Source organism: Streptomyces sp. NPDC090445, assembly GCF_044769385.1.
In the GTDB taxonomy this organism is placed as follows: domain Bacteria; phylum Actinomycetota; class Actinomycetes; order Streptomycetales; family Streptomycetaceae; genus Streptomyces.
In genome coordinates this window covers 631,670-653,753 of sequence record NZ_JBIVXV010000001.1, presented here as the reverse complement: position 1 = coordinate 653,753, position 22,084 = coordinate 631,670, and the positions used below count along the sequence as shown (strand labels likewise).

Sequence of the window (22,084 nt, the reverse complement as noted above, 5' to 3'; positions counted from 1 at the left end):
CGGGGGCGTTGCCGGGGGTGGGCGTGGAGTCAGGGGTGGCCGAAGCGGCGGCGGTATTCGGCGGGGGGTTGGCCGAGGGTTTTGACGAAGGCGCGGCGGAGGGCCTCCGGGGTGCCGTAGCCGCAGGCCCGGGCGATCTGGGCGACGCCCTTACCGCCGTCCTCCAGCAGTCGCCGGGCGTGCTCCACGCGGACCCGCTCCACGTACCGCCCCGGTGTCACCCCGGTCTCCGCCTGGAAGGCCCGGGCGAAGTGCCGGGGCGAGAGCCGGGCGCGGGCTGCGAGGGCCGGCACGCTCAGGTCCTCGGACGGGTGCTCGGTGATCCAGTGCTGGACCTCGCGCAGCGGCTCCCGGTGGGCCGTCTGGGCGGCCAGCTGGGCGCTGAACTGTGCCTGGTTGCCCGGCCGGCGCAGGAAGACCACCAGCTGGCGGGCGATCTGCAGGGCGATGTCCCGCCCGTGGTCCTCCTCCACCAGGGCCAGGGCCAGGTCGATGCCGGCCGTGACCCCGGCCGAGGTGGCGACCTGCCCGTCCCGTACGTAGATCGGGTCCGGCTCGACCGCCACCCGCGGATAGTCGCGTGCCATCTGGTCGCACACGGACCAGTGCGTGGTGGCCCGCCGGCCGTCCAGCAGTCCGGCCTCCGCGAGGAGCAGCCCGCCCGTGCACACGGACACCAGCCGCTGCGCTCCACCCCCGTGGGCGCGCAGCCAGTCGGTGAGCCGTGCGTCGAAGTCCCCCGAGTACCGGCCGCCGGGCACCAGCAGCGTGGTGCCCGGGCCCGGCCGCTCGTTCGCCAGGTCCCCGTCCGGCACCAGCGTGAGCCCGCTGCCGGTCCGTACCGGGAGCCCGCCGACGGAGGCGGTCCGGATCGTGTAGCCGACCTCCCCGGGGAAGTGGGCGACGCCGGCGAAGACCTCCACCGGACCGCTCACGTCCAGGCTCTGCAGCCCGTCGTAGAGGAGGACGAGCACGGTGTGCGACGTCATGACCCCATGGTGTGAGACCGGCGGCGATGGCCGCAATGACGGACATCCCACCTATCCGGCCACCCCTCCGGCCGCCCCGGCAGCCGGCCGGACGCGGATAGGATCGGGGGACCATGACTGCAACTCTCGTCGCCAAGAACCTCAGCGCCGCACACGGTGAGCGCACGCTCTTCGCCGGACTCGACCTCGTCGTCGCGCCCGGCGACGTCATCGGCCTCGTCGGCGTCAACGGCGCGGGGAAGTCGACCCTGTTGCGGCTGCTCGCCGGCCTGGACGCCCCCGAGTCCGGCGAGCTGCGGCTGTCCCCGCCCACCGCCGCCGTGGGCCACCTCCCGCAGGAGCCGGAGCGCCGCGCCGGGGAGTCCGTACGCGAGTTCCTGACCCGGCGCACCGGTGTCGCCGCCGCCCAGGCGGAGCTGGACGCGGCGACGCAGGGCCTGGTGGAGGGGGCGCCCGGCGCGGACGACGCGTACGCGACGGCGCTGGACCGGTGGCTGAACCTCGGCGGCGCGGACCTCGACGAGCGGGCGCAGGAGACCGCCGACGAGCTCGGCCTCGCCGTGAGCCTGGACCTGCCGATGACCGCCCTGTCCGGCGGGCAGGCGGCCCGCGCGGGCCTGGCCTCGCTGCTGCTGTCCCGCTACGACGTGTTCCTGCTCGACGAGCCGACCAACGACCTCGACCTGGAGGGCCTGGAGCGGCTGGAACGGTTCGTCACGGGCCTGCGCGCCGGCACGGTCGTCATCAGCCACGACCGCGAGTTCCTGACCCGGACCGTCACCAAGGTCCTCGAACTCGACCTGGCCCAGCAGCAGATCAACCTCTACGGCGGCGGCTACGACGCCTACCTGGAGGAGCGGGCCCGGGCCCGCACGCACGCACGCGAGGAGTACGACGAGTACGCCGACAAGCGCGCTGCGCTGGAGGGCCGGGCCCTGATGCAGCGCAACTGGATGGACAAGGGCGTCCGCAACGCCCGCCGCAAGGCCACGGACAACGACAAGATCGGCCGGAAGCTGCGCGGCGAGGCGAGCGAGAAGCAGGCCGCCAAGGCCCGGCAGACGCAGCGCGCCATCGAGCGGCTGGAGGTGGTCGAGGAGCCGCGCAAGGAGTGGGAGCTGCGCATGGAGATCGCGGCGGCCCCGCGCTCCGGGTCGGTGGTCGCGACCCTGCGCGAGGCGGCCGTGCAGCGCGGGGACTTCTCCTTCGGCCCGGCCAGCCTCCAGCTCGACTGGGCGGACCGGGTGGCGATCACCGGTGCGAACGGTGCGGGCAAGTCGACGCTGCTGGCGGTGCTGCTGGGCCGGCTGGCCCCGGATTCCGGTGCGGCCTCGCTCGGCTCGGGCGTGCTGACCGGCGAGGTGGACCAGGCGCGCGGCCTGTTCCTCGGCGAGGAGTCGCTGCTGGAGGCGTTCTGCGCGGCGGTCCCGGACACCGAGCCGGCCGAGGTGCGGACCCTGCTGGCCAAGTTCGGGCTGAAGGCGGCGCACGTGCTGCGCCCGGCGTCGACGCTGTCCCCCGGCGAGCGGACCCGGGCGGCCCTGGCGCTGCTCCAGGGCCGCGGGGTGAACCTGCTGGTGCTGGACGAGCCGACGAACCACCTGGACCTGCCGGCGATCGAGCAGCTGGAGTCGGCGCTGGAGGCGTACGAGGGCACGCTGCTGCTCGTCACGCACGACCGGCGGATGCTGGACGCGGTGCGCGTCACGCGCCGCCTCCAGGTCGCGGACGGCAAGGTCGTCGAGCTCTGAGCCTGAGCGCTCCGCGGGAGGCGCCGCGACAGGCCGGCGATCGTCTGCGGCCCCGTTGTGGGTGATCGCGCGGTTCCCCGCGCCCCTTCGGGGCGCTACCGGGCCGCGGGCGGGCGGCGGGTGCGGGCCATCCTGCGGGCCACGAAGCCGCGCGGGAGGTGCCGGGCGGCCAGCGCGTACGCCCGGTAGCGGCGGCCGGTGATGCTGACCGGCCGCCGCAGGGCGAGGTCCCGCAGGGCCTTGGCCACCACGGCCTCCGGTTCCAGCCAGACCGCCTCGCGCAGGGAGCTCACGTCCATGCCGGCGCGCGCCTGGAACTCGGTGCGGGTGAACCCGGGGACCACGGCCAGCACCCGGACCCCGTACGGCTCCATGTCGACCCGCAGGGACTCGCTGAACGCGGTCACCCAGGCCTTGGCGGCCCCGTACGTGCCGGTCGGCAGCAGTCCGGCCACCGAGGACACGTTCAGCACGGCTCCGCGGCGGCGCTCGCGGAGCCCGGGCAGCACGGCGTGGGTGAGCCGCAGCGGGACCTTCACGAGCAGGTCGAGCATCCGCTCCTCGTCCTCGACGGGGCTGTACGGGAAGGGGGCGGCCAGCCCGAACCCGGCGTTGTTGACCAGGATGTCGACGGGCCGGGCCGGGTCGGCGAGCCGTTCGGCGACGGCCGCGCAGCCGGCGCCGTCCAGCAGGTCGGCGGGCAGCACCTCGCACTTCGTGCCGAACTCGCGGCCGAGTTCGCGGGCGACGGCGTGCAGGCGGTCCTCGTCGCGGGCGACGAGGACGAGGTCGCAGCCCTTGGCGGCGAAGCCGCGGGCGAAGGCGGCACCGAGCCCGGCACTGGCCCCGGTGATCACTACGGTGGTCAAGACGGCGTCACTTCCTGCTGTCGTACGGGTGGTTCAGGGCGCGAACTCGGCGGTGGCGGGAGAGCCGTAGGCCTCGGCCACGTCGACGAGGAAGCGCGCCTCGTCCTCCAGGCCGGCCTCGCTGCCGGCGGAGTGCTGCATGACGGCCGGGAGCACCCAGTAAGCGGCCTGCCAGGGCTTCCCGGGCTCTCCGGCGAGTTTCGCGCCGCGCGCCTCCTTCAGGACACAGGCCAGCGCGGCCGCCGTGCGCCGCGGCTCGGGGACCCCGCGGAGCGTGACGTGGCTGCGGGCGAGCTCCGGGATGCCGGGGGCGACGTACTCGCCGAGGATGAGGATCGCGTCGCGGGTCTCGATGACCTTGCGGTACACGAGCATGTTGCGCGGGACGGGCGGCCACAGCAGCTCCAGGAGCCGGCCCGCCCGCGGCCTGGTGAGCACGACGTGCGGAACGGCGTGCACGAGGTCGTGCCACAGCGGCCACAGCCGCCAGGCGGTGGCGGTGTCGGCGGCGGTGCGGCGCAGGATGAACACGGTCGGCACGAGGATGGCGGCGGCGCGCAGCAGCCCGTGCAGGTTCATCATCAGCGGCAGGGCGGGCATCGCCCAGACGGTGCCGAACAGGGCCTTGAGGAGGTAGCAGAACCAGAAGACGCCGGCGAGGGCGGTGCCCAGGCCGAACAGGCGCAGCCCGAGCGCCAGTCCCCTGCTCTCGGTGCGGCAGCTGTAGCGCCAGCACAGCGCGACACAGGTGGTGTTGGCGAGCAGGTGCGCGGCGATGAGGATCAGCCAGTACGCGAGGGAGGGCACGGGGCCGCCCCGCGGCGGGATGGTGTGCACGCCGTGTCCGGGCGCGGCCGTGTCGAGGACGACGAGGAGGCTCAGCCAGGCCACCGTGCCCGCCCAGGCGGCGTGTTGGAGGATGCGGCCGCGGGTGGTGGACGCCACGAAGTAGAGGACGGCGCCGGCGGACAGCACGCCGGTGAGGTTGCGGACGAGCCCGACGGCGTGGGCGTAGCCGGGGTCGCGCGTGGCGTACGCGACGACGTCGGGGAGGTTCAGCGTCATCGCGGCGGCGGCGGTGGCTACGGCGAGCCACAGGCCGCGCTGCTGCGGGGAGCGCAGGGCGGCGGGGGCGCGCAGCAGGACCGCGATCCACAGGCAGGCCACGCTGGGCACGGCGAGCCAGTCGCCGAGCGCGGTGAGCTCAGTGGCCACGGCGGCGCCGCTCGTATCCCATGGCGGACTCCAGCCGGGCGAGGGTGCCGCGGAGTTCGGCGGCCGGCTGCGGGCAGGGGACGGCGGTGCGGATGCGGATCATGCTGGCGAGCATCTCCGCCTCCTGCTCCTGGCGGGTGGTGTAGTCGGCGCGGCCGAGGACGACCGGGGCCCGGCCGTCGTGCTCCTCGCCCTCCAGGGAGTGGTGGCCGAAGAGGATGTGGCCGAGCTCGTGGAGGACGATGTGCTCGCGGTGCAGGGGGGTGGTCTTCTCCTCGTAGAAGACGTAGTCGACGCGGGCGGTGCCCACCCACAGCCCGCAGACGCCGGACTGCGCCGCCTCCTCGGGGAGCGGGTGGAGGCGGATGGGGCGGCCCCGCTGCTCGGCTATCCGCCCGCACAGCCCCTCCAGCGAGAACGGGTGCGGCAGATCCAAATGGCCGAGAATCTTCTCGCACCGTTTGCGGAGGCCGAGTTGAGAGTGGGACATGTGATCCCTCTTCGGACCCTTTCGCGGGCAGCGTCGGTAGGCATGGGCAGGCATGGGCATGGCGTCCTGTGCCGTCAAGGGGGCCTCGGGGAGTGCGGTCCTGAGGGAAACGGAACGCCCGTCCGCCTGACGACGAACGGGCGTTCCACCATCCCTACAGATCACGTGCGGGAGTTCGCAAGACGGGTCCCTCCGCGGGGTTCCGTTTCGGCCACCTCCGCGCCGTCTCCGCGCCGTCTCCGCGCCGCCTCCCGTACGCTCCGGCGACGCGTGCGGCCGCTACCGCCTGCGGCGGTCGTCGGAGCCGGGGCCCGCGAGCCCGGCCCGGCGCAGCGCGTCGGCCATGGCACTGTTCGCGGGGGCCGGGGCGCCGCCGCCCTGGCCGCCCTGGCCGCCCTGCCGCCGACCCTCGCCGCCGCCGCCGGACCGGCCGCCGCCGCGCCGGCCGTCCTGGCCGCTGCGCTGCTGCGGGGGACGGCCGCCGCCGCGCCGGTCCTGCCGGTCCTGCCGCTCCTGCCGGTCCTCGCGTCGGCGGTCCTCGCGCTGGCGGGGCGCGCCCGCGGCGGAGCCGGCCTCGTCGTCGAGCCGGAGGGTGAGCGAGATCCGCTTGCGCGGGATGTCCACGTCGAGGACCTTCACGCGGACGATGTCGCCCGGCTTGACCACGTCGCGGGGGTCCTTGACGAAGTTCTTCGACAGGGCCGAGACATGGGCCAGGCCGTCCTGGTGGACGCCGATGTCGATGAAGGCGCCGAACGCGGCCACGTTGGTGACGACGCCCTCCAGGACCATGCCGGGGGCCAGGTCGCCGATCTTCTCGACGCCCTCCTTGAAGGCGGCCGTGCGGAACGCCGGGCGCGGGTCGCGGCCCGGCTTCTCCAGCTCGCCGAGGATGTCGGTGACGGTCGGCAGGCCGAAGGCCTCGGTGACGTACTGCTCGGGCTTCAGCGAGCGCAGCACCGACGTGTTGCCGATCAGGGCGGCCACCTCGCTGCCGGCGGTCTTCGCCATGGCCCGGACGACCGGGTACGCCTCGGGGTGCACGCTGGAGAAGTCCAGCGGGTCGTCGCCGCCGCGGATCCGCAGGAAGCCCGCGCACTGCTCGTACGCCTTCGGGCCGAGCCGGGGCACGTCCTTGAGGGCCTTGCGGCTGCGGAAGGGGCCGTTGGCGTCGCGGTGGGCCACGATGTTCTCGGCGAGTCCGCCGCTGATGCCCGACACGCGGGCGAGCAGCGGTGCGGAGGCCGTGTTGACGTCCACGCCGACGCCGTTGACGCAGTCCTCGACGACCGCGTCGAGGGAGCGGGACAGCTTCACCTCGGACAGGTCGTGCTGGTACTGGCCGACGCCGATGGACTTGGGGTCGATCTTGACGAGCTCGGCGAGCGGGTCCTGCAGGCGGCGGGCGATGGACACCGCGCCGCGCAGGGACACGTCCATGTCCGGGAGCTCCTGCGAGGCGAAGGCGGAGGCCGAGTACACGGAGGCGCCCGCCTCGGAGACCATCACCTTGGTCAGCTTCAGCTCGGGGTGGCGGGAGATGAGGTCGGCGGCCAGGCGGTCCGTCTCGCGGGAGGCGGTGCCGTTGCCGATGGCGATCAGGTCGACGTCGTACTGCCCGGCGAGGCGGGCGAGCTTGGCCAGGGCCTCGTCCCAGCGGTTGGCGGGGACGTGCGGGTGGATCACGTCGGTGGCGACGACCTTGCCGGTGGCGTCCACGACGGCGACCTTCACGCCGGTGCGGAAGCCCGGGTCGAGGCCGAGGGTGGCCCGGGTGCCGGCGGGGGCCGCGAGGAGCAGGTCGCGCAGGTTGGCGGCGAAGACGCGGACGGCCTCGTCCTCGGCGGCGGAGCGCAGCCGCATCCGCAGGTCGATGCCGAGGTGCACCTGGATCTTCGTGCGCCAGGCCCAGCGGACCGTGTCGCCGAGCCACTTGTCGCCGGGGCGGCCGCGGTCGCCCACGCCGAAGCGGCGGGCGATCGTGCCCTCGTACGAGGACGGGCCGGGGACCGCTGCGGTGTCGCGGTCCTCCGGCTCCAGGACGAGGTCGAGGACGTCCTCCTTCTCGCCGCGCAGCATGGCCAGGACGCGGTGCGAGGGCAGCGCGGTGAACGGCTCGGCGAAGTCGAAGTAGTCGGCGAACTTCGCCCCCGCCTCCTCCTTGCCCTCGCGGACCTTCGCGGCGAGCCGGCCGCGGCCCCACATGCGCTCGCGCAGCTCGCCGATGAGGTCGGCGTCCTCGGCGAACCGCTCGGTGAGGATGGCGCGGGCGCCCTCCAGGGCGGCGGCCGGGTCGGCGACGCCCTTGTCGGCGTCGACGAACGCGGCCGCGGCGGCGGCCGGTTCCACCGACGGGTCGGCGAGCAGGCCGTCGGCGAGCGGCTCCAGGCCCGCCTCGCGCGCGATCTGGGCCTTGGTCCGCCGCTTCGGCTTGAACGGGAGGTAGATGTCCTCCAGCCGGGCCTTGGTGTCGGCCGCGTTGATCCGGGCCTCCAGCTCGGCGTCGAGCTTGCCCTGCTCCCGGACGGAGTCCAGGATCGCCGCCCGCCGGTCCTCCAGCTCCCGCAGATAGCGCAGCCGCTCCTCCAGGGTGCGCAGCTGGGCGTCGTCGAGCATCTCGGTCGCTTCCTTGCGGTAGCGCGCGATGAACGGCACGGTGGAGCCGCCGTCGAGCAGCTCGACGGCGGCCTTGACCTGCCGTTCCCGTACGCCGAGCTCTTCGGCGATCCTGCCTTCGATGGACGTCGTCACGATCGGGTCCCGCCTGCCTTCGTTGTGCGTTGGACGGCTGCCCATTGTGGCAGGTGGCGGTGGCGGCGGGCGGGAGCCCCGCGTCAGGCGGCCTTGCCGAAGGCGTTGGAGGGGAAGGCTCCGGCGCTGACGGCCTTCGCGACGAAACCGCCGCCGAGTTCGGTGAGGCGGGCCAGGCCTTCGGCGCCCAGGTGCTCGTACGGGGCGGCGTCGAGGCGGTCGGTCTCGTCCTCCAGGCGCTCGCGGACGGCCGTGCCCTCGGCGGTGAGGTCGCCCTCGGTGTCGAGGAGCCCGCGGGCGCGCAGCCGGGCGGCGGCGTCGTCGATGTCCTCCTGCTCCCAGCCGCGGACCGCCTTGATCCATTTGGCGTTCATGCCGCGGCCGGTCGCGCTGTGGGTGACCAGGGCTTCGAGCGGGTCCAGGCCGGCGAGGAGCAGCGCGGCGACGTGTCCGTCGCCGCGGTGCTCGCGCAGCAGGGTGGTGGCGTGCCACAGCCGCAGGTGCGGTTCCTCGGGGACGGGGAGGTCGGCGTGGGCGGCGTAGAGGGGGCGGGCGTGCCGGGTGCAGGCCTCGGTGGCGCGCAGGGCCAGGTCCGCGGCCTCGGCCATGGCCGGGGAGGCGACGGTGTCGTCCCCGAGCAGGCGGCGCAGGGTGCGGTCGGCGGCGCGCAGGCGGGCTGCGACGGCCTGCTCGGGGGTGATCGTGTCCCACACGGCGGGCAGGTGCCGGGCGAGGTGGTCGTAGCGGTAGTTGTAGAAGGTGGCGGCGACGGTGCCGGTGCCGACGGCGCCCATCGCGGCGGCCCGGGAGGACAGGGCGGCCCGGGTGTGGTCGTCGACGCCGAGGGCGGCGAACTCGGCGGTCAGGTCGGGCGAGAAGTAGATGGTCGCGTGGAGCGGGTTGATCGCGCCGTGCCAGGCGCGACGTGCGGCGTGCTCGGGAAGCGTCATGGGAGCAGGTTACCGACTGCTCAGTATGCCGGTCCGCCGGGCCCCCGGCAGGACCGCTCCCGGCGCAGGTGTTCGGCCTCGTCGCTCCAGGTGGTGGCGTGTTCGTCGAGGCGGCGCTGCAGGGTGCGGGGGCTGACGGCCGTGCGCCGGGCCACCGCGGTCGGCGTCGGGGTGTCGCCGTCGTGGACGGAGGCGAGCGCCGTGCGGAACAGGTCCAGCCGGCTGTGCAGCGGGATCGCGGCGGCGAGGCTCTCGTCGGCGTGCCGGCGGAGCACGTCCGGCAGGCCGGGCTGCGCGGAGCCCGGCACCCCGGGCTCTCCTCCGGGCCGGTCCCGGTCGAGGCCGGCGCGGGCGGACCCGTCCCGGGCGTGCAGGAGCGGATCGGCGGCCGGCCGGACTCCCGGCCGGCCCCCTTCCCGCCGCGGGAGGCCGCGGTCCGGTTCCTCGGCGGCGGCAACGACCGGGTGGGCGCCGGCCGGGCGGACGGGCCGGAGGAGCGGGACGGCGGCCGGTGGCCCCGCTTCGACCGGGACGTGACGGTCGGCTCGCTCGCCGGGATCGCGCAGCGGTCCCACCTCGACGACTGGCGGAAGGCCAGCTGCCCCACCCTGCTGGTCCTGGGGCAGAACGGGATCCTCCTCCCGGCCCGGGAGGTCGCCGACATGCGCGCGCCGCGGCCCGGCACGACGGCCGTCAGCGTCCCCGGGACCGGCCGCGACGTCCACCTCGAACGCCCGGACACGCTCCACTCCCTGCTGTCCGGATTCCTCCGCTCCGTGGAGCACTGACGGGGGTGACGCGGCCCCGCCCGGGATCGTTTCCGGCCGTCTTGCGCGGCCGTCCGGTCCCGGGCGGGCGGGGCATCGGCGCAGCTGCCGCTTCCGTGGCGCCGCTCGAACGCGGTTTTGCCATCCGGCGTGTGACGGCCGAATGGCGATCGTGTGACAGCAGGGGTCATGGACACGACGCGGGCGGCACAGCGTGAATACGGTCGAACAAAGCCACCCCCCTCACCACTTGGAGCCCTCGTGCACCGCAAAGTCATCGCCCCGAGCGTGCTCGCCGCCTCGCTGCTGCTGGTGGTCCCGGCATCGGCCGCGGGTTCCGCCGCGGGCACCCCGGGCATCGGCGACCCCTACTACCCGGCCAGCGGCAACGGCGGATACGACGTGTCCCACTACGACCTGCGCCTGAAGTACGAGCCGAAGACGGACCTCCTGGAGGGCACGGCCACCCTCCTGGCCACCGCCACCCAGGACCTGTCCCGTTTCAACCTCGACTTCGGACTCAAGGTCAGCGAGGTCCGCGTCAACGGCGCCAAGGCCGCGTTCGCCGCCTCCGGTGCGCACGAGCTGGAGGTCACCCCCGCCCGGGCCCTGCGGAAGGGCGGGCAGGCGACCGTCGTCGTCAAGTACGCGGGCAAGCCCTCGGAGTTCAAGGTCGACGGCTGGTCCGCCTGGCAGCGCACCCCGGACGGCGGGGTCGCCGCGCAGGAGCCGGACTCGGCCGCCTGGTGGTTCCCGAGCAACGACCACCCGCTCGACAAGGCCACCTTCGACATCTCGGTGAACGTCCCCGACGGCACGCAGGCCATCAGCAACGGCGTCCTGCAGTCACAGAGTTCCCGGCTCGGCTGGACCCGCTACAACTGGCGTTCGAACAAGCCGCAGGCCACGTACCTGGCCACCCTCGCCGTCGGCAAGTTCGACATCACCACCGACAAGACGGCGAGCGGCCTGCCCGTCCTCAACGCCTACAGCAAGGACCTCGGTGACAACGCGGGCGCGGCGCGCGCCAGCGTGGAGCGGACCGCCGAGGTCGCCGAATGGCTGGAGGGGGTCTTCGGCCCGTACCCCTTCAACGCGCTGGGCGGCTACGTGCCCAACGTGCCGACCGGCTTCGCGCTGGAGACCCAGACCCGCCCGTTCTACAGCCCCCGCCAGTTCGCGAACGGCGCCAACCTGCAGGTCGTGGTGCACGAGCTGGCCCACCAGTGGTACGGCGACAGCGTCTCCGTCGACGGCTGGAAGGACATCTGGATCAACGAGGGCTTCGCCCGCTACAGCCAGTGGCTGTGGTCGGAGAAGGAGGGCGAGGGCACCGCGCAGGAGCTGGCCGAGTGGGCGTACGGGCTGCGCGCCGCGGACGACCCGTTCTGGCAGGTCAAGCCGGGCGACCCGGGCCCGGAGAACCAGTTCCACGGGGCCGTCTACGACCGCGGGGCGATCGCCGTGCAGGCGCTGCGCAACGAGATCGGCGACGAGAAGTTCTTCGCGGTCCTCAAGGGCTGGCCGACCGAGCGGGCCTACGGCAACGCCAAGGTCGGCGACTTCGTCCGGTACGCCGAGAAGGTGTCGGGCAAGCCGCTCGCCCAGCTGTTCGAGACCTGGCTGTACACCCCGGGCAAGCCGGCGTTCGCCCCGCCGGCCGCCGCGTCGAAGGACTCCCGCTCGCTGCGGGCCCCGGCCGCCGCGGAGCCGGTGGAGCCGAAGTCGTGGAAGAAGATCGCCGCGACGGACACCGTCCACGACCGCGACCACAGCCGTGGCCACGGCAGCAGCCACGGCCGCGGCCGCTGACCCCGTACGGACCGGCGCGCGCCGGCGTCCCTCAGCGGGCGCCGGCGCGCCACTCCGCCCGCGCCCGGTAGGCGATGGGCAGGTACCGCACCCGCTCCGGCAGCAGCGGGACCAGCAGCCGTACGGCCGTGCTGAACCGCCGGAGCCTGCGCTCCTGGGCGGCGGTCCACTCCAGCCCGATCGCGGCCCGGGCGTCGGGCGGCATGTACCCGACGGTGACGAAGGCCCGGAAGCGCAGGAACGCCGCCCGCAGCACGGGCCAGAAGACCCGCAGCAGCAGCCGCACGGGCAGCGAACCGCCCGTCGGGCGCGGCAGGGGCACGTCGGTGGCGACGAGCTCCCGGGCGACCTTGGTCGGCTCGATCTCCTCGGCCAGCATCCGGCGGTAGTACGGCCAGTACTCCTCGATGGTCTGGGGCATGTCCCGGTCGTGCAGGCCGAGGATCCGCCCCACCTGGAGCCACTCCCGGTACAGCTGGCGCTCCTGCGCCGGGGTGAAGCGGCGCAGCAGGTAGCGCCCGGCGTACAGGTAGATCGGGAACCCGGTGGCGTGCACCCACGCGTAGCAGGCGGGGTCGAGGGAGTGGTAGCGCCGGCCCCGGGTGTCGATGCCCTGGATCTCCTTGTGCAGGCGGCGCACCCGGCGGCCCTCCTCGGCGGCCTGCTCCCCGCCGTACACCCACAGCTGGACGGAGCGCAGCGAGCGCTCGCCGCGCCCCCAGGGGTCGGTGCGGAAGACCGAGTGCTCGTCGACGCCGGCGCCGATGGCGGGGTGGGCGACCTGCAGGGTGAAGGCGGCGGGCAGCATCAGCAGCGCCCGGATGTCCCCCGAGATGGTCCACAGCACCCCTCCGGGGGCCGGCGGCTCCGGGTCGGCCCGGCGGGCGCCGGCCGGGCGCGGGCCGGGGCTCGGTGCGGCGGGCTGCTGTGCGGTGGTCATGTGCGTCCCCCTGGTTCGGTGTTCCGTACGTCCAGTATCGCCAACGGGTCACCCGTTTCCCCAGGTCGGCGGGGACGGCGGGGGAAAGCCGGTGGAGGCGGACCCGTACCCGGTGGTGTCATGGGGCGCATGCGCAACGACATTCCGGCGAGGGTGGACCGAGGCGGCTACCCGGAGGCGGTGACGCCCTGGGACGAGGAGCCGTGGCGGGCGGCGGTGTCCGCCTGGGTGGAGCGGGAGCTGGCCGCCCGCGGGCTGCGCGAGTCGGGCCGTCGCGAGGTGCGGCTGCGGCCGTGGTCGGTCCTGGTACGCCTGTCCGTCGAGGGAACGGCCGCCGAGGCGGTCGGGGTGGACACACCGGTGTGCTTCAAGGCCAACCCGCCGGCCGGCGCGTTCGAGGCCGGGCTGGCCGGGGCCCTGGCCCGCTGGGTGCCCGAGCACGTGCTCGCGCCGCTCGCGGTCGCCGCCGACCGGGGCTGGGCGCTGCTGCCCGACGGCGGGCCCCTGTTCCGGGACGTGCTGGACCGCGGCCCCGCCGACGCGGGCGCCTGGGAGGAGCCGCTGCGCCGGTACGCGGCTCTGCAGCGGACCCTGACCCGGTACGCGTCGGAGATCGAGGCGCTGGGCGTGCCGTCGGCGCGCACGGCCGCACTGCCGGAGGTGTTCGACCGGCTCGTCGGGGAGAACACCGCGCTGGAGCCGGCGCAGCGGGCCGCGCTGCACGCGCTGCGGCCCCGGCTCTCGGACTGGTGCGCCGAGCTCGCGGGCCTGGGCATCGCCGACACGCTCGACCACTCCGATCTGCACGAGAGCCAGCTGTTCGCCCCGCGGCCGGGCCGGTTCACCTTCTTCGACTGGGGCGACGCCGCCGTGACGCACCCGTTCTGCAGCCTGCTCGTCCCGGCCCGGGCGGCCCGCGCGCGGTACGGGGCCGAGGTGCTGCCGCGGCTGCGGGACGCCTACCTGGAGCCGTGGACGGGCAACGGGGCCACGGCCGGGGAGCTGCGCCGCGCGGTGTCCCTGGCGTGGCGGCTCGGGGCGATCGGCCGTGCCGCGTCGTGGGGCCGCGTCTTCCCGGAGGCGGCCGGAACAGGCGCGGCGAACGGCACAAACGGCGCGAACGGCCACTCCGACAGCGCCCGTTGGCTCCTGGAACTGCTCGCCGAGCCCGCACTGTAAGGCTGGCGTCAGAAACCCGTGTCACGGCTGTTACCCGGAGGTAACCGCGGCTGCTTGGATGACGGAGTCGGTCTCCCCCACGGATTCCTGGAGAGTTCATGCCTCCCGTCCAGCACACCCGTCGCCGCCGCGCCGCCGTTGCCGCCGCCGCCGCGGTCGCCGCCGGCGCGCTGACCGCCGCCACCGCTCCGGCCGCCGGCGCCGCCGAGAGCGCCGCGGCCCCCCGGCTCAGCGTCCTGACGTACAACGTGTTCCTGATGAGCAAGAACCTTTACCCCAACTGGGGCCAGGACCACCGGGCCGCGCAGATACCGCGGACCTCCTTCTACCAGGGCCACGACGTGGTCGTGCTCCAGGAGGCCTTCGACAACAGCTCCTCGGACGCGCTGAAGGCCAACTCGGCGGCGCAGTACCCGTACCAGACCCCGGTCGTCGGCCGCAGCAAGACCGGCTGGGACGCGACGGGCGGCGCCTACTCCACGACCACCCCGGAGGACGGCGGCGTCACGATCCTGAGCAAGTGGCCGATCGTCCGCCAGGAGCAGTTCGTCTACAAGGACGCCTGCGGCGCCGACTGGTGGTCCAACAAGGGCTTCGCCTACGTCGTGCTGAACGTGGGCGGCGCGAAGGTGCACGTGGTCGGCACGCACGCGCAGTCCACCGACCCGGGCTGCGGCGCGGGCGAGGCGGCGCAGATGCGCGCCCGCCAGTTCCAGGCGATCGACGCCTTCCTCGACGCCAAGAACATCCCGGCGAACGAGCAGGTCATCGTCGCCGGCGACATGAACGTGGACTCGCGCACCCCGGAGTACGCGTCCATGCTCGCCAACGCCGATCTGGCGGGCACCGACTCGCGCACGGGGCACCCGTACTCCTTCGACACCGCCCTCAACTCGATCGCGAACTACCGCTATCCCACGGACCCGCGCGAGGACCTGGACTACGTCCTGTACCGCAAGGGCAACGCCCGCCCGGCCGGCTGGGAGAACAACGTGGTCAAGGAGGAGTCCGCCCCGTGGACGGTCTCCAGCTGGGGCACGTCCTACACGTACACCAACCTCTCCGACCACTACCCGGTTGTGGGGTACGCGACGCAGTAACCATCCGAGCAGATCATTTGGATGTGTCGTCAGCCGGGCGCTTGTGCTGACCACCGTGGAGGGCGTCGAGCCCGCCACCGGGCGGTACCGGATCCTGGCTACGGCTGACGCGGATCGGATGACTCAGCCACCTCTCGGCCTTCGGGCCGGGAGGTGGCGTTTTCGTGCGTCCGGGGCCGCCCGTAGGCTGGCCGGGTGATCTGTACCGTGGTGTTGGACGTCGGCGAAACCCTGACCCGCGATGACCGCTATTGGGCCGCATGGGCCGACTGGCTCGGCGTGCCCAGACACACCCTGTCCGCGCTGGTCGGCGCGGTCGTCGTCGATGGCCGGGACAACGCGGACGCAATCCGCCTCCTGAGGCCTGGGGTGGACATCGCCGCGGAGTACGCCGCCCGTGACGCTGCCGGGCGCGGCGAACAGCTCGACGAGACCGACCTGTACGACGACGTCCGGCCCGCCCTCACAGCCCTCCGCGCTGTCGGGGTCCGGGTCGTCGTCGCAGGGAACCAGAGCGCGCGCGCCGGTGAGTTGCTGCGCGCGCTCGATCTGCCCGCGGACCTGGTGGTCACCTCTGCCGAGTGGGGCGTGGCCAAGCCAGACCCGCGGTTCTTCGCGCGGGTGCTGGAGGTGTCGGGGGCCCCCGGGGCCGAGACGCTGTACGTCGGCGACCATCCGGCCAACGACATCTTGCCGGCACACAACGCCGGACTGCGGACCGCGCATCTTCGCCGCGGCCCCTGGGGCCACTGGTGGGCTGACGATCCAGCGGTCCGGGCGGCCGCCGACTGGTCGATCAATTCCCTGGCCGACCTCGTCACCATCGTCAAGGCCTATTGCTAGGCGCAGCACCCCGCTCCAGGGGGCGATACGGTGCGTGCATGGCCGACCACATCGGGCAGCGCGGCGCAGAGCCAGACGCATGACCCAAGCCGATCTGGCCCGCGCGTCGCATGTCTCCCTTGTCATGGTGAAGAGCATCGAGCGGGGCGTCCGGACGCCGAGTCCGGTTCTCCTGGAGGCGCTTGCATCCGCGCTGGGTGTGGACGCCTCCCGGCTCGACCCCGCGTTCGCTGGCACGCACCACCGCGTGCACGCCGCCCTGCCCGCGATCTCCGCGGCCATTGCGGCATACGACCTCCCTCTCGCCCCACCCTCGCGTCTGCTGAGCTCACAGAAGCGGTGACCACCACGACAGGGTGGAGGCTCGCTGCCCAGTATGGGCAGATCGCCGACGCGGCACCCGGGCTGCTCACCGACTCGCTCGCCCATCTACATGCCGCGCGCAGCTCGACAAGCCTTGCCGGAGCCGCCCGCCTTGTCGTCACCGCGGCACGGGCGGCAGACGCCGTAGCCTACAAGTTCGGCGCGCACGACCTCTCCGCCAGGCTGATTGACCTGATGCGGTGGGCAGCCGCTCAGACCGATGACCCGGACATCGTGGCGACGTCGGAGTACGTCCGGGCCGAAACCTTCCTCGCTGCCCGCGCCCATCGCGCTGGGCAGGCCGCGTTGGAGCGCGCCTTGGATGCTGGCCCGGGCACGGGCACGGCGCGCGCGGCAGCAGTCCGCGGGGCCCTCCACATGCGCGCGGCGGTGGTTGCCGCGCGCGGGGAGGACGCCGAGGCTGCTCACGCCCATCTCCATGCAGCCGAGCAGCTCGCCGAGGGTCTGCCCGAAGGGGTTTACCTGGGTACCGCGTTTGGGCTGTCGAACGTTCGGATCCACGAGGTGGCTGTCGCCGTCAGCCTGGGCCGGGATCACATCGGCCGAGCCCTGGAAGTGGCGCGCGAGTGGCAGCCAGGGAGGGAGATCCCCGAGGAGCGCCGGTCTGGCTTCTACGTGGAGCTCGGGCGAGCGCAGCTGTGGTCCGGCCAGCCGGACGCCGCGTTCGAGTCGCTGAAGGTGGCGCGGCGGCTGGCGCCCCAACACGTGCGCGAGCACCCGTGGGCCCGGGAGGACATCGAGACCATCCGCCGGATCAAGCGCGCTGACGTCGACTCCCTGTCCTCGTTCGCGGAGTGGATCGGCGCCGTCTGAGAAACCTTGTCGGAGGGATACAGGCTGTATCCCTTGCAACCGTTGCCGCAGCCGATCCTCTATCTGCCCGCACCAATCGGGTAGAGAGGAGGAGCAATGAGCGTCAGCATCGCGAGACTTCACGGCGAAGCATGCTATGACTGCGGTGCCGTGCTGGGCGATCTGATCCCGGCTGGTGAGGTCACACACCCGGACTCGGGAAGGGTCTGGCCGATCCGCAAGTGCGGCGACCACGTCACCGGCTGGTGCAGCTGGCATTCCGGCCCGGCCACCAGTGCCCTCCGCGTCGTTGTCGCGGCCGCGAACTCCGGCCCCGGCATTCGTACGTTCGCGTGCGAAACGTGTCGTGAGCAGCGCGACCGCATGCCCATCGAGGATGCGCAGTGACCGCCGACACTCCGGTCTGCGCGAAGGCGCCCCTCCCGAAGGCCTTTGAGGAACTCACCATCGAGCAGGCCCGCGGCTACGCGTGCGTCGCCTGCGGCAAGCCCCTCGGGGTCGGTCGGGTCTATCGCGGCGTCGTGATGGGCTACGACGGCGGGTACCTCCTCGACGCGAACGTGTGGACCTGCGGGCCGGATGCCAGACAGTGACCGCGGGCCGCTGCTGCGCGCGCTGTCACCGCCCGCTCGGCCGAGACTTCGAGACGCACGCTCGCCGCCCTCCTCGTCGGCATAGCGCGCACCTGGCGTCTGCCCCACCCCCCCCCCCGCTGGTTCCATCCAGTGCGGGCGGGACACAACCCCGTCCCTTGCGGGACGGGCCCACCACTCACTCCATGACCGAAAGGAACATCGAGATGGCAGCTCCCACCCTGGTTCCCTCCGCCCGGCACCTCCTGTCCACCACGGGGTTCACCCGCGTGGTGCACCTGGTGCAGCGTGACAACGACGGCGTCGAGGACGCGATGGCCACGCGGATCGTCGACGAGGCGCTCAAGTTCGTCGCTGCCGCCGGCCGGTCCACCGGTCGGCACCTGCGGCCCTCCAAGACCGTGGACATGAGCTGGCATGCGCTCATCCTCCACACGGCAATGTACCGGGAACTGTGCAGCGCCCTGGGCCGCTTCGTCGACCACCGGCCGGAGGGCCCCGAGACACTGCGCCGCGACGCCGACACTCTCGGCCGCACCATGGAGGCGATCCGCGAAGCTGGCTACGAGCCGGACGCGTATCTGTGGGGGCCGCTGGCGGACACGGAAATCCAGGCCGGCGACTGCATGCACAGCGAGTGCACGGAGGGCGGGTCGGCGTGCGCCGCCCCACCCGCCTGACCCAGCGAGGGGCGAACCGGACGTCAGGCCGCTCGCGCACGGCTACAGTCGATGGCATTCCGCGCGGAGGGAGTTACTGTGAGCGAAGAAGCCGACGAGCGAGGACGGTGGGCTGACCCTCGGTTCCGCGACGTAGTGGCGAGCTGGGATACGACCCGGGTCGAGCGACGACCCGGGAAGCGGCCCCGCCGGATCTGCCCGCACGGGGTGGGGGTGACTCTCATGGTCGACCCGGAAACCCGCATTCCGAGGAATGTCCAGTGCGGAGACTGCCTGTCCGAAGCCTGAGCACGGCGAAAACGCCCATCCGACCGCTATTCGGTGATCGACCGATAGGCCCGCGCAGCGGGTTGCCCGGCCGCCGACCGCCCGCCCACGGCCCGGTGGCCGAGGGCGGGCGGGCCGAGCCGCGCTACGGGGTTTCGTGCGGCTCCGTGTACAGGGCCTCGATGAGGGCCGCGTACTTCTCGCGGACCACCCGGCGGCGGAGCTTGAGCGAGGGCGTCAGCTCCCCCGTCTCCGGGCCCCATTCCTCGGTCAGCAGCCGGTAGCGCTTGATCTGTTCGGTGCGGTTGAGGCGGGCGTTGGCCGCCTCGACGGCGCGGGCGACCTCCTCGCGGACCGCCGGGTGGCGGGCGAGTTCTGTGAGCGAGGCGGCTTCGATGCCGCGGGCCGCGGCCCAGGCCGGGGCCAGCTCCGCGTCCAGGACGAGCAGGGCGACGAGGTAGGAGTGGCCGTCGCCGTGGACCACGGCCTGGCCGATCAGGGGGTGCTCCTTGACGGTGTTCTCGACCAGGGTGGGCGAGACGTTCTTGCCGGTCGAGGTGACGATGAGTTCCTTCTTGCGGTCCGTCAGCCACAGGAAGCCGTCGTCGTCGAGCCGGCCGACGTCCCCGGTCGGGAACCAGCCGTCGGCGTCGTGCGCCGGCTCCAGTGAGCCGTCGGGCCGCAGGTAGCCGCCGAAGACGGTCTCGCCGCGGGCGAGGATCTCCCCGTCCTCGGCCAGCCGCAGCTCCAGGCCGTCGATCGGGCGGCCGACGGAGCCGAGGCGGAAGGCGTCGGGGCTGTTCACGGTGCAGACGCCCGAGGTCTCGGTCAGGCCCCACGCGTCCATGATCGTGATCCCCCAGCCGGCCCAGAAGCGGACCACGTCGGTCGGCATCGGCGCGGTGGCGCTGGCCGTCCACAGCAGGCGGTCCAGGCCTGCCAGGCCGAGCAGCGGGTCGAGGACCTGCTCCTTGGCCCGGGCGTACGAGGCTTCGAGCGCGGCCGGGACGGTCTCGCCGCGCTCGCGGTGCCCGGCCCGGGTGCGGGCGAGGCCGTTGGCCGCCTCGATGGCCTCCCGCTGCCCGGCCGGCAGCTGTGCGAGCACCGCCCGTACGGACGCGGCGAGCTTCTCCCACACCCGGGGCACGCCGAAGAACTGCACCGGCCGCAGTTCGCGGACGGCCGGCGCGACGGCGGCCGGGTCGGCGACCATGCGGACGTGCGCCGCCCGCAGCAGCGGCAGGTAGATCCCGAGGATGCGCTCGGCGATGTGCGCGAAGGGCAGGTAGCAGATGTGCTCGGCGTGCTCGGGGAGGTCGACGCGCCGGTCCAGGCGGACGGACTGGAGGAGGATGTTGCGGTGGGTCAGCCGGACGCCCTTGGGGTCGCCGGTGGTGCCCGAGGTGTAGACGACGGTCAGCGGGTCCTCGGGCCGGGTCTCCTGCCAGGCCTTCTCGAAGGCGTCGGCGCAGTGCAGCCGGGCCCCGCTCGCGTACAGGGAGCCGTACGTGCCGTGCCCGGCGGCGGCCGCGGCCTCGGCGTCGGCCACGACCAGCCGCTGCAGGGGGACGGCGGGGTCGGCGAGCAGCGGCTCCCACCGGGCGAGCTCGCGGGCGCCTTCGACGAGGGCGAGGCGGGCCCGGCTGTGGCGGGCGATGTGGGCGATCTGCCCGGGCGCGGAGGTTCCGTACACGGTGACGGGGACGGCGCCGAGGTGGACGAGGGCGAGGTCGCTGAGCCAGTGCTCGGGCCGGTTCCCCATCATGATCAGGACGTGGTCGCCGCGCTCGACGCCGAGGGCGGCGTACCCGGCGGCGAGGACGGCGACCCGGTGCCGGACCTCGGCCCAGCCGAGGGTGGTCCAGCCGGAGGAGCCGGGGCCGGAGCCGGGGCCGGAGCCGGGGCCGGGGTCGGGGTCGGGGTCGGGGTCGGTGGAGCCGGCGGTGTTGGTGCGCCACGAGAGGGCGGGGAGGTCGCCGTACTCGGCGGCGTTGCGGGCCAGCAGGGCGGGGAGGGTGAGCTCTTCGGGACGTCCGGGCAGTCGCAGTTTCGTGGTCATGGGCAGCTCCTGGCCGTTTCACATCGTTGGTGCGACAGCAATACTGTTGAACCGCGGTACTGGAACGGGACGTGCTGAGCAGAGAGCGGGGCGAGAGACCATGACCACCCGGGCAACCGAGCCCACGCTCACCGTCGACGAGCTGGCCTCCCGGGCGGGGGTCACCGTCCGCACCGTACGGTTCTACAGCACGCGCGGCCTTTTGCCCCCTCCCGTGATCGGACCCCGTCGCGTGGGGCAGTACGGGCCCGAACACCTGTCGCGGCTGGCGCTGATCGAGGAGCTCCAGCACCAGGGCATGACGCTGTCCGCCATCGAGCGCTACCTCGACGCCCTGCCCGACGACCTGAGCGCGCACGACCTGGCCGTCCACCGGGCGCTGGTGGCGTCCTGGGCGCCGGACTCGGCCGAGGAGGTGTCCCGGGAGGAGCTGGAGAAGCGGGCCGGGCGGCCGCTGCCGGAGGAGGACCTGCGCCGCCTCGCCGCGATGGACGTGATCGCGGAGAGCGGCGGCGGGTTCCGGGTGGACCTGTCGCTGCTGCGGCTCGGGGTGGCGCTGCTCGACGTGCCGATCTCCCACGAGACGATCCTGGCGGCGCGCCGGGTGATGCTGGAGCACGCCCGGGCGACGGCGCAGGAGCTGACCCGCCTCTTCCGCGACGAGGTGTGGGGGCCGTTCACCGAGGGCGAGGACGATCCGGAGCGGGTGGAGTCCATGAAGGCCCTGTCGGCGCACATGCAGCCGATGATGGTGCAGGCCCTGGTGACCGCGTTCCAGCGGTCGCTGCGGGAGGAGCTGAAGGCGGCGTTCGCCACGGGCGATTGACCCCGCCCCGCACGGAACGCCCAACTCCGCTGCGGGGAAGGTAGGTTCGGCCGTATGGCAGTGATCCACAGAACCACGATGACCCCCACCAAGCTGGAGCTCCTCGCCGCCTGGCTCCCCGGGCAGCCCTGGTACGCGGCCACGGGCGGCGCCCCGGAGCCGGTCAGGGCCGGCGGGTTCCGCCTCGACGACCCGGAGGGCGAGGTGGGCATCGACTTCATGGTCGTGGCCGACGCCTCCGCCGAGCCGCCGGTCGCCTACCACGTGCCGCTGACGTACCGGGGCGCCCCGCTCGACGGCGCCGAGGCGGGCCTGCTGGGCACCTCGGAGCACGGCGTGCTCGGCAAGCGCTGGATCTACGACGCCACGCACGACCCGGTGGCCGTGGAACGGCTGCTGGCCCTGCTGCGGGGCGAGGCCGAACCGCAGGCGCAGAGCGTCTCCGACACCCCCGACCCGAGCGTCGCCGCAGTGAACCCGGCCGCCGCGCTGCCGGGCCCGGCCCCGGATGCGGCCCCGCGGGCCGCCCACGGGCCGCAGGGCACCGAGATCCGGGTGGACGGGCTGCCCGCCGTCCTGTCCGTGCCGCGCGTCCTGCGGCCGGGTGCGCCGGCCGGCGGCGCAACCGCGGTCGTCGCCGGCTGGACCCTGCCCGACGGAACGGAGCAGCGCGGGGTGTTCGCCGCCCTGCCGCCCGGCACGGCCTGACACCGGCCCGAACACCGGCCTGACATCGACCGGCGAGCGCCGCACGCCGCGGCCGCTCCCGGGACCCCGCGGTTCCGGGAGCGGCCGCATTCCGCCTG

22 protein-coding genes are annotated in these 22,084 nt (G+C 73.7%); 13 read left to right on the top strand and 9 right to left on the bottom strand.

The window, feature by feature from the left end:
• Positions 1–29 precede the first annotated feature (29 nt).
• Positions 30–989 carry a GlxA family transcriptional regulator gene (locus ACIQUT_RS02935; protein ID WP_403558522.1) on the bottom strand — a complete coding sequence of 320 codons (960 nt, stop codon included), beginning with the start codon at positions 987–989 and terminating at the stop codon, positions 30–32.
• 113 nt (positions 990–1,102) lie between these two features.
• Between ACIQUT_RS02935 and ACIQUT_RS02930 the strand changes: the two genes are divergently transcribed.
• Complete coding sequence (locus tag ACIQUT_RS02930; protein ID WP_403558520.1) at positions 1,103–2,740, top strand: ABC-F family ATP-binding cassette domain-containing protein; 1,638 nt, start codon at positions 1,103–1,105, stop codon at positions 2,738–2,740.
• A 95-nt stretch (positions 2,741–2,835) separates the two neighbouring features.
• Here the strand turns inward: ACIQUT_RS02930 and ACIQUT_RS02925 are convergent, their stop codons facing one another.
• The 6 genes from ACIQUT_RS02925 to ACIQUT_RS02900 all read right to left on the bottom strand — a co-directional run bounded on the left by ACIQUT_RS02925 (position 2,836) and on the right by ACIQUT_RS02900 (position 9,290).
• On the bottom strand, positions 2,836–3,609 hold the full coding sequence (locus ACIQUT_RS02925; RefSeq protein ID WP_403558518.1) for an SDR family NAD(P)-dependent oxidoreductase: 774 nt from the start codon (positions 3,607–3,609) through the stop codon (positions 2,836–2,838).
• Between the two features lie 33 nt (positions 3,610–3,642).
• Positions 3,643–4,824: an MAB_1171c family putative transporter gene (locus tag ACIQUT_RS02920; protein ID WP_403558517.1), complete on the bottom strand. Its 1,182-nt coding sequence runs from the start codon at positions 4,822–4,824 to the stop codon at positions 3,643–3,645.
• On the bottom strand, positions 4,814–5,314 hold the full coding sequence (locus tag ACIQUT_RS02915) for a hypothetical protein (RefSeq protein WP_403558515.1): 501 nt from the start codon (positions 5,312–5,314) through the stop codon (positions 4,814–4,816). The genes ACIQUT_RS02920 and ACIQUT_RS02915 overlap by 11 nt, the downstream gene beginning before the upstream one ends.
• Before the next feature lie 279 nt (positions 5,315–5,593).
• The gene (locus ACIQUT_RS02910) at positions 5,594–8,065 is read right to left on the bottom strand and encodes a Tex family protein (protein ID WP_403558513.1); all 2,472 of its coding nucleotides are present in this window, start codon (positions 8,063–8,065) and stop codon (positions 5,594–5,596) included.
• Positions 8,066–8,148: 83 nt separating this feature from the next.
• Positions 8,149–9,015: a hypothetical protein gene (locus tag ACIQUT_RS02905; RefSeq protein ID WP_403558511.1), complete on the bottom strand. Its 867-nt coding sequence runs from the start codon at positions 9,013–9,015 to the stop codon at positions 8,149–8,151.
• Positions 9,016–9,035: 20 nt separating this feature from the next.
• Positions 9,036–9,290 carry a hypothetical protein gene (locus ACIQUT_RS02900; RefSeq protein WP_403558509.1) on the bottom strand — a complete coding sequence of 85 codons (255 nt, stop codon included), beginning with the start codon at positions 9,288–9,290 and terminating at the stop codon, positions 9,036–9,038.
• Between ACIQUT_RS02900 and ACIQUT_RS02895 the strand changes: the two genes are divergently transcribed.
• Positions 9,276–9,803: an alpha/beta fold hydrolase gene (locus ACIQUT_RS02895; protein ID WP_403558508.1), complete on the top strand. Its 528-nt coding sequence runs from the start codon at positions 9,276–9,278 to the stop codon at positions 9,801–9,803. The genes ACIQUT_RS02900 and ACIQUT_RS02895 overlap by 15 nt on opposite strands.
• 240 nt (positions 9,804–10,043) lie before the next feature.
• The gene (locus ACIQUT_RS02890; RefSeq protein WP_403558506.1) at positions 10,044–11,594 is read left to right on the top strand and encodes a M1 family metallopeptidase; all 1,551 of its coding nucleotides are present in this window, start codon (positions 10,044–10,046) and stop codon (positions 11,592–11,594) included.
• Between the two features lie 31 nt (positions 11,595–11,625).
• Here the strand turns inward: ACIQUT_RS02890 and ACIQUT_RS02885 are convergent, their stop codons facing one another.
• Complete coding sequence (locus tag ACIQUT_RS02885; RefSeq protein ID WP_403558504.1) at positions 11,626–12,534, bottom strand: oxygenase MpaB family protein; 909 nt, start codon at positions 12,532–12,534, stop codon at positions 11,626–11,628.
• Between the two features lie 129 nt (positions 12,535–12,663).
• Between ACIQUT_RS02885 and ACIQUT_RS02880 the strand changes: the two genes are divergently transcribed.
• The 8 genes from ACIQUT_RS02880 to ACIQUT_RS02845 all read left to right on the top strand — a co-directional run bounded on the left by ACIQUT_RS02880 (position 12,664) and on the right by ACIQUT_RS02845 (position 18,126).
• Positions 12,664–13,713, top strand: a complete 1,050-nt coding sequence (locus ACIQUT_RS02880; RefSeq protein WP_403558502.1) for an aminoglycoside phosphotransferase family protein — start codon at positions 12,664–12,666, stop codon at positions 13,711–13,713.
• A gap of 98 nt (positions 13,714–13,811) precedes the next feature.
• Positions 13,812–14,813, top strand: coding sequence for a sphingomyelin phosphodiesterase (sph, locus tag ACIQUT_RS02875; RefSeq protein WP_403558500.1), 1,002 nt, complete (start codon positions 13,812–13,814; stop codon positions 14,811–14,813).
• Between the two features lie 195 nt (positions 14,814–15,008).
• Complete coding sequence (locus ACIQUT_RS02870; RefSeq protein ID WP_403558498.1) at positions 15,009–15,656, top strand: HAD family hydrolase; 648 nt, start codon at positions 15,009–15,011, stop codon at positions 15,654–15,656.
• 79 nt (positions 15,657–15,735) lie between these two features.
• Positions 15,736–15,999, top strand: a complete 264-nt coding sequence (locus tag ACIQUT_RS02865) for a helix-turn-helix domain-containing protein (RefSeq protein ID WP_403558497.1) — start codon at positions 15,736–15,738, stop codon at positions 15,997–15,999.
• Positions 15,996–16,853: a transcriptional regulator gene (locus ACIQUT_RS02860; RefSeq protein WP_403558495.1), complete on the top strand. Its 858-nt coding sequence runs from the start codon at positions 15,996–15,998 to the stop codon at positions 16,851–16,853. Before ACIQUT_RS02865 ends, ACIQUT_RS02860 begins: the two co-directional genes overlap by 4 nt.
• Positions 16,854–16,949: 96 nt before the next feature.
• The gene (locus ACIQUT_RS02855) at positions 16,950–17,240 is read left to right on the top strand and encodes a hypothetical protein (RefSeq protein ID WP_403558493.1); all 291 of its coding nucleotides are present in this window, start codon (positions 16,950–16,952) and stop codon (positions 17,238–17,240) included.
• On the top strand, positions 17,237–17,446 hold the full coding sequence (locus ACIQUT_RS02850; protein ID WP_403558492.1) for a hypothetical protein: 210 nt from the start codon (positions 17,237–17,239) through the stop codon (positions 17,444–17,446). Before ACIQUT_RS02855 ends, ACIQUT_RS02850 begins: the two co-directional genes overlap by 4 nt.
• Before the next feature lie 185 nt (positions 17,447–17,631).
• Positions 17,632–18,126, top strand: a complete 495-nt coding sequence (locus ACIQUT_RS02845; RefSeq protein ID WP_403558490.1) for a glycine-rich domain-containing protein — start codon at positions 17,632–17,634, stop codon at positions 18,124–18,126.
• A 412-nt stretch (positions 18,127–18,538) separates the two neighbouring features.
• Here the strand turns inward: ACIQUT_RS02845 and ACIQUT_RS02840 are convergent, their stop codons facing one another.
• Positions 18,539–20,452 (bottom strand): AMP-dependent synthetase/ligase, encoded by a 1,914-nt coding sequence (locus tag ACIQUT_RS02840; protein ID WP_403558488.1) that lies wholly within the window; start codon positions 20,450–20,452, stop codon positions 18,539–18,541.
• Between the two features lie 100 nt (positions 20,453–20,552).
• Between ACIQUT_RS02840 and ACIQUT_RS02835 the strand changes: the two genes are divergently transcribed.
• Entirely contained in the window at positions 20,553–21,278 is a 726-nt protein-coding gene (locus ACIQUT_RS02835) for a MerR family transcriptional regulator (RefSeq protein ID WP_403558486.1), read from the top strand.
• A gap of 54 nt (positions 21,279–21,332) precedes the next feature.
• Positions 21,333–21,986 (top strand): 1,4-alpha-glucan branching protein, encoded by a 654-nt coding sequence (locus ACIQUT_RS02830; RefSeq protein WP_403558484.1) that lies wholly within the window; start codon positions 21,333–21,335, stop codon positions 21,984–21,986.
• Positions 21,987–22,084 lie beyond the last annotated feature (98 nt).

Excerpts from the sequence above, each read along its gene's own strand:
- ACIQUT_RS02830 (WP_403558484.1), top strand. The coding sequence starts at position 21,333 with ATGGCAGTGATCCACAGAACCACGATGACCCCCACCAAGCTGGAGCTC.
- ACIQUT_RS02855 (WP_403558493.1), top strand. The coding sequence starts at position 16,950 with ATGAGCGTCAGCATCGCGAGACTTCACGGCGAAGCATGCTATGACTGC.
- ACIQUT_RS02885 (WP_403558504.1), bottom strand. The coding sequence starts at position 12,534 with ATGACCACCGCACAGCAGCCCGCCGCACCGAGCCCCGGCCCGCGCCCG.
- ACIQUT_RS02930 (WP_403558520.1), top strand. The coding sequence starts at position 1,103 with ATGACTGCAACTCTCGTCGCCAAGAACCTCAGCGCCGCACACGGTGAG.
- ACIQUT_RS02935 (WP_403558522.1), bottom strand. The coding sequence starts at position 989 with ATGACGTCGCACACCGTGCTCGTCCTCCTCTACGACGGGCTGCAGAGC.
- ACIQUT_RS02915 (WP_403558515.1), bottom strand. The coding sequence starts at position 5,314 with ATGTCCCACTCTCAACTCGGCCTCCGCAAACGGTGCGAGAAGATTCTC.
- ACIQUT_RS02865 (WP_403558497.1), top strand. The coding sequence starts at position 15,736 with ATGACCCAAGCCGATCTGGCCCGCGCGTCGCATGTCTCCCTTGTCATG.
- ACIQUT_RS02845 (WP_403558490.1), top strand. The coding sequence starts at position 17,632 with ATGACCGAAAGGAACATCGAGATGGCAGCTCCCACCCTGGTTCCCTCC.
- ACIQUT_RS02905 (WP_403558511.1), bottom strand. The coding sequence starts at position 9,015 with ATGACGCTTCCCGAGCACGCCGCACGTCGCGCCTGGCACGGCGCGATC.
- sph (WP_403558500.1), top strand. The coding sequence starts at position 13,812 with ATGCCTCCCGTCCAGCACACCCGTCGCCGCCGCGCCGCCGTTGCCGCC.
- ACIQUT_RS02880 (WP_403558502.1), top strand. The coding sequence starts at position 12,664 with ATGCGCAACGACATTCCGGCGAGGGTGGACCGAGGCGGCTACCCGGAG.
- ACIQUT_RS02835 (WP_403558486.1), top strand. The coding sequence starts at position 20,553 with ATGACCACCCGGGCAACCGAGCCCACGCTCACCGTCGACGAGCTGGCC.
- ACIQUT_RS02840 (WP_403558488.1), bottom strand. The coding sequence starts at position 20,452 with ATGACCACGAAACTGCGACTGCCCGGACGTCCCGAAGAGCTCACCCTC.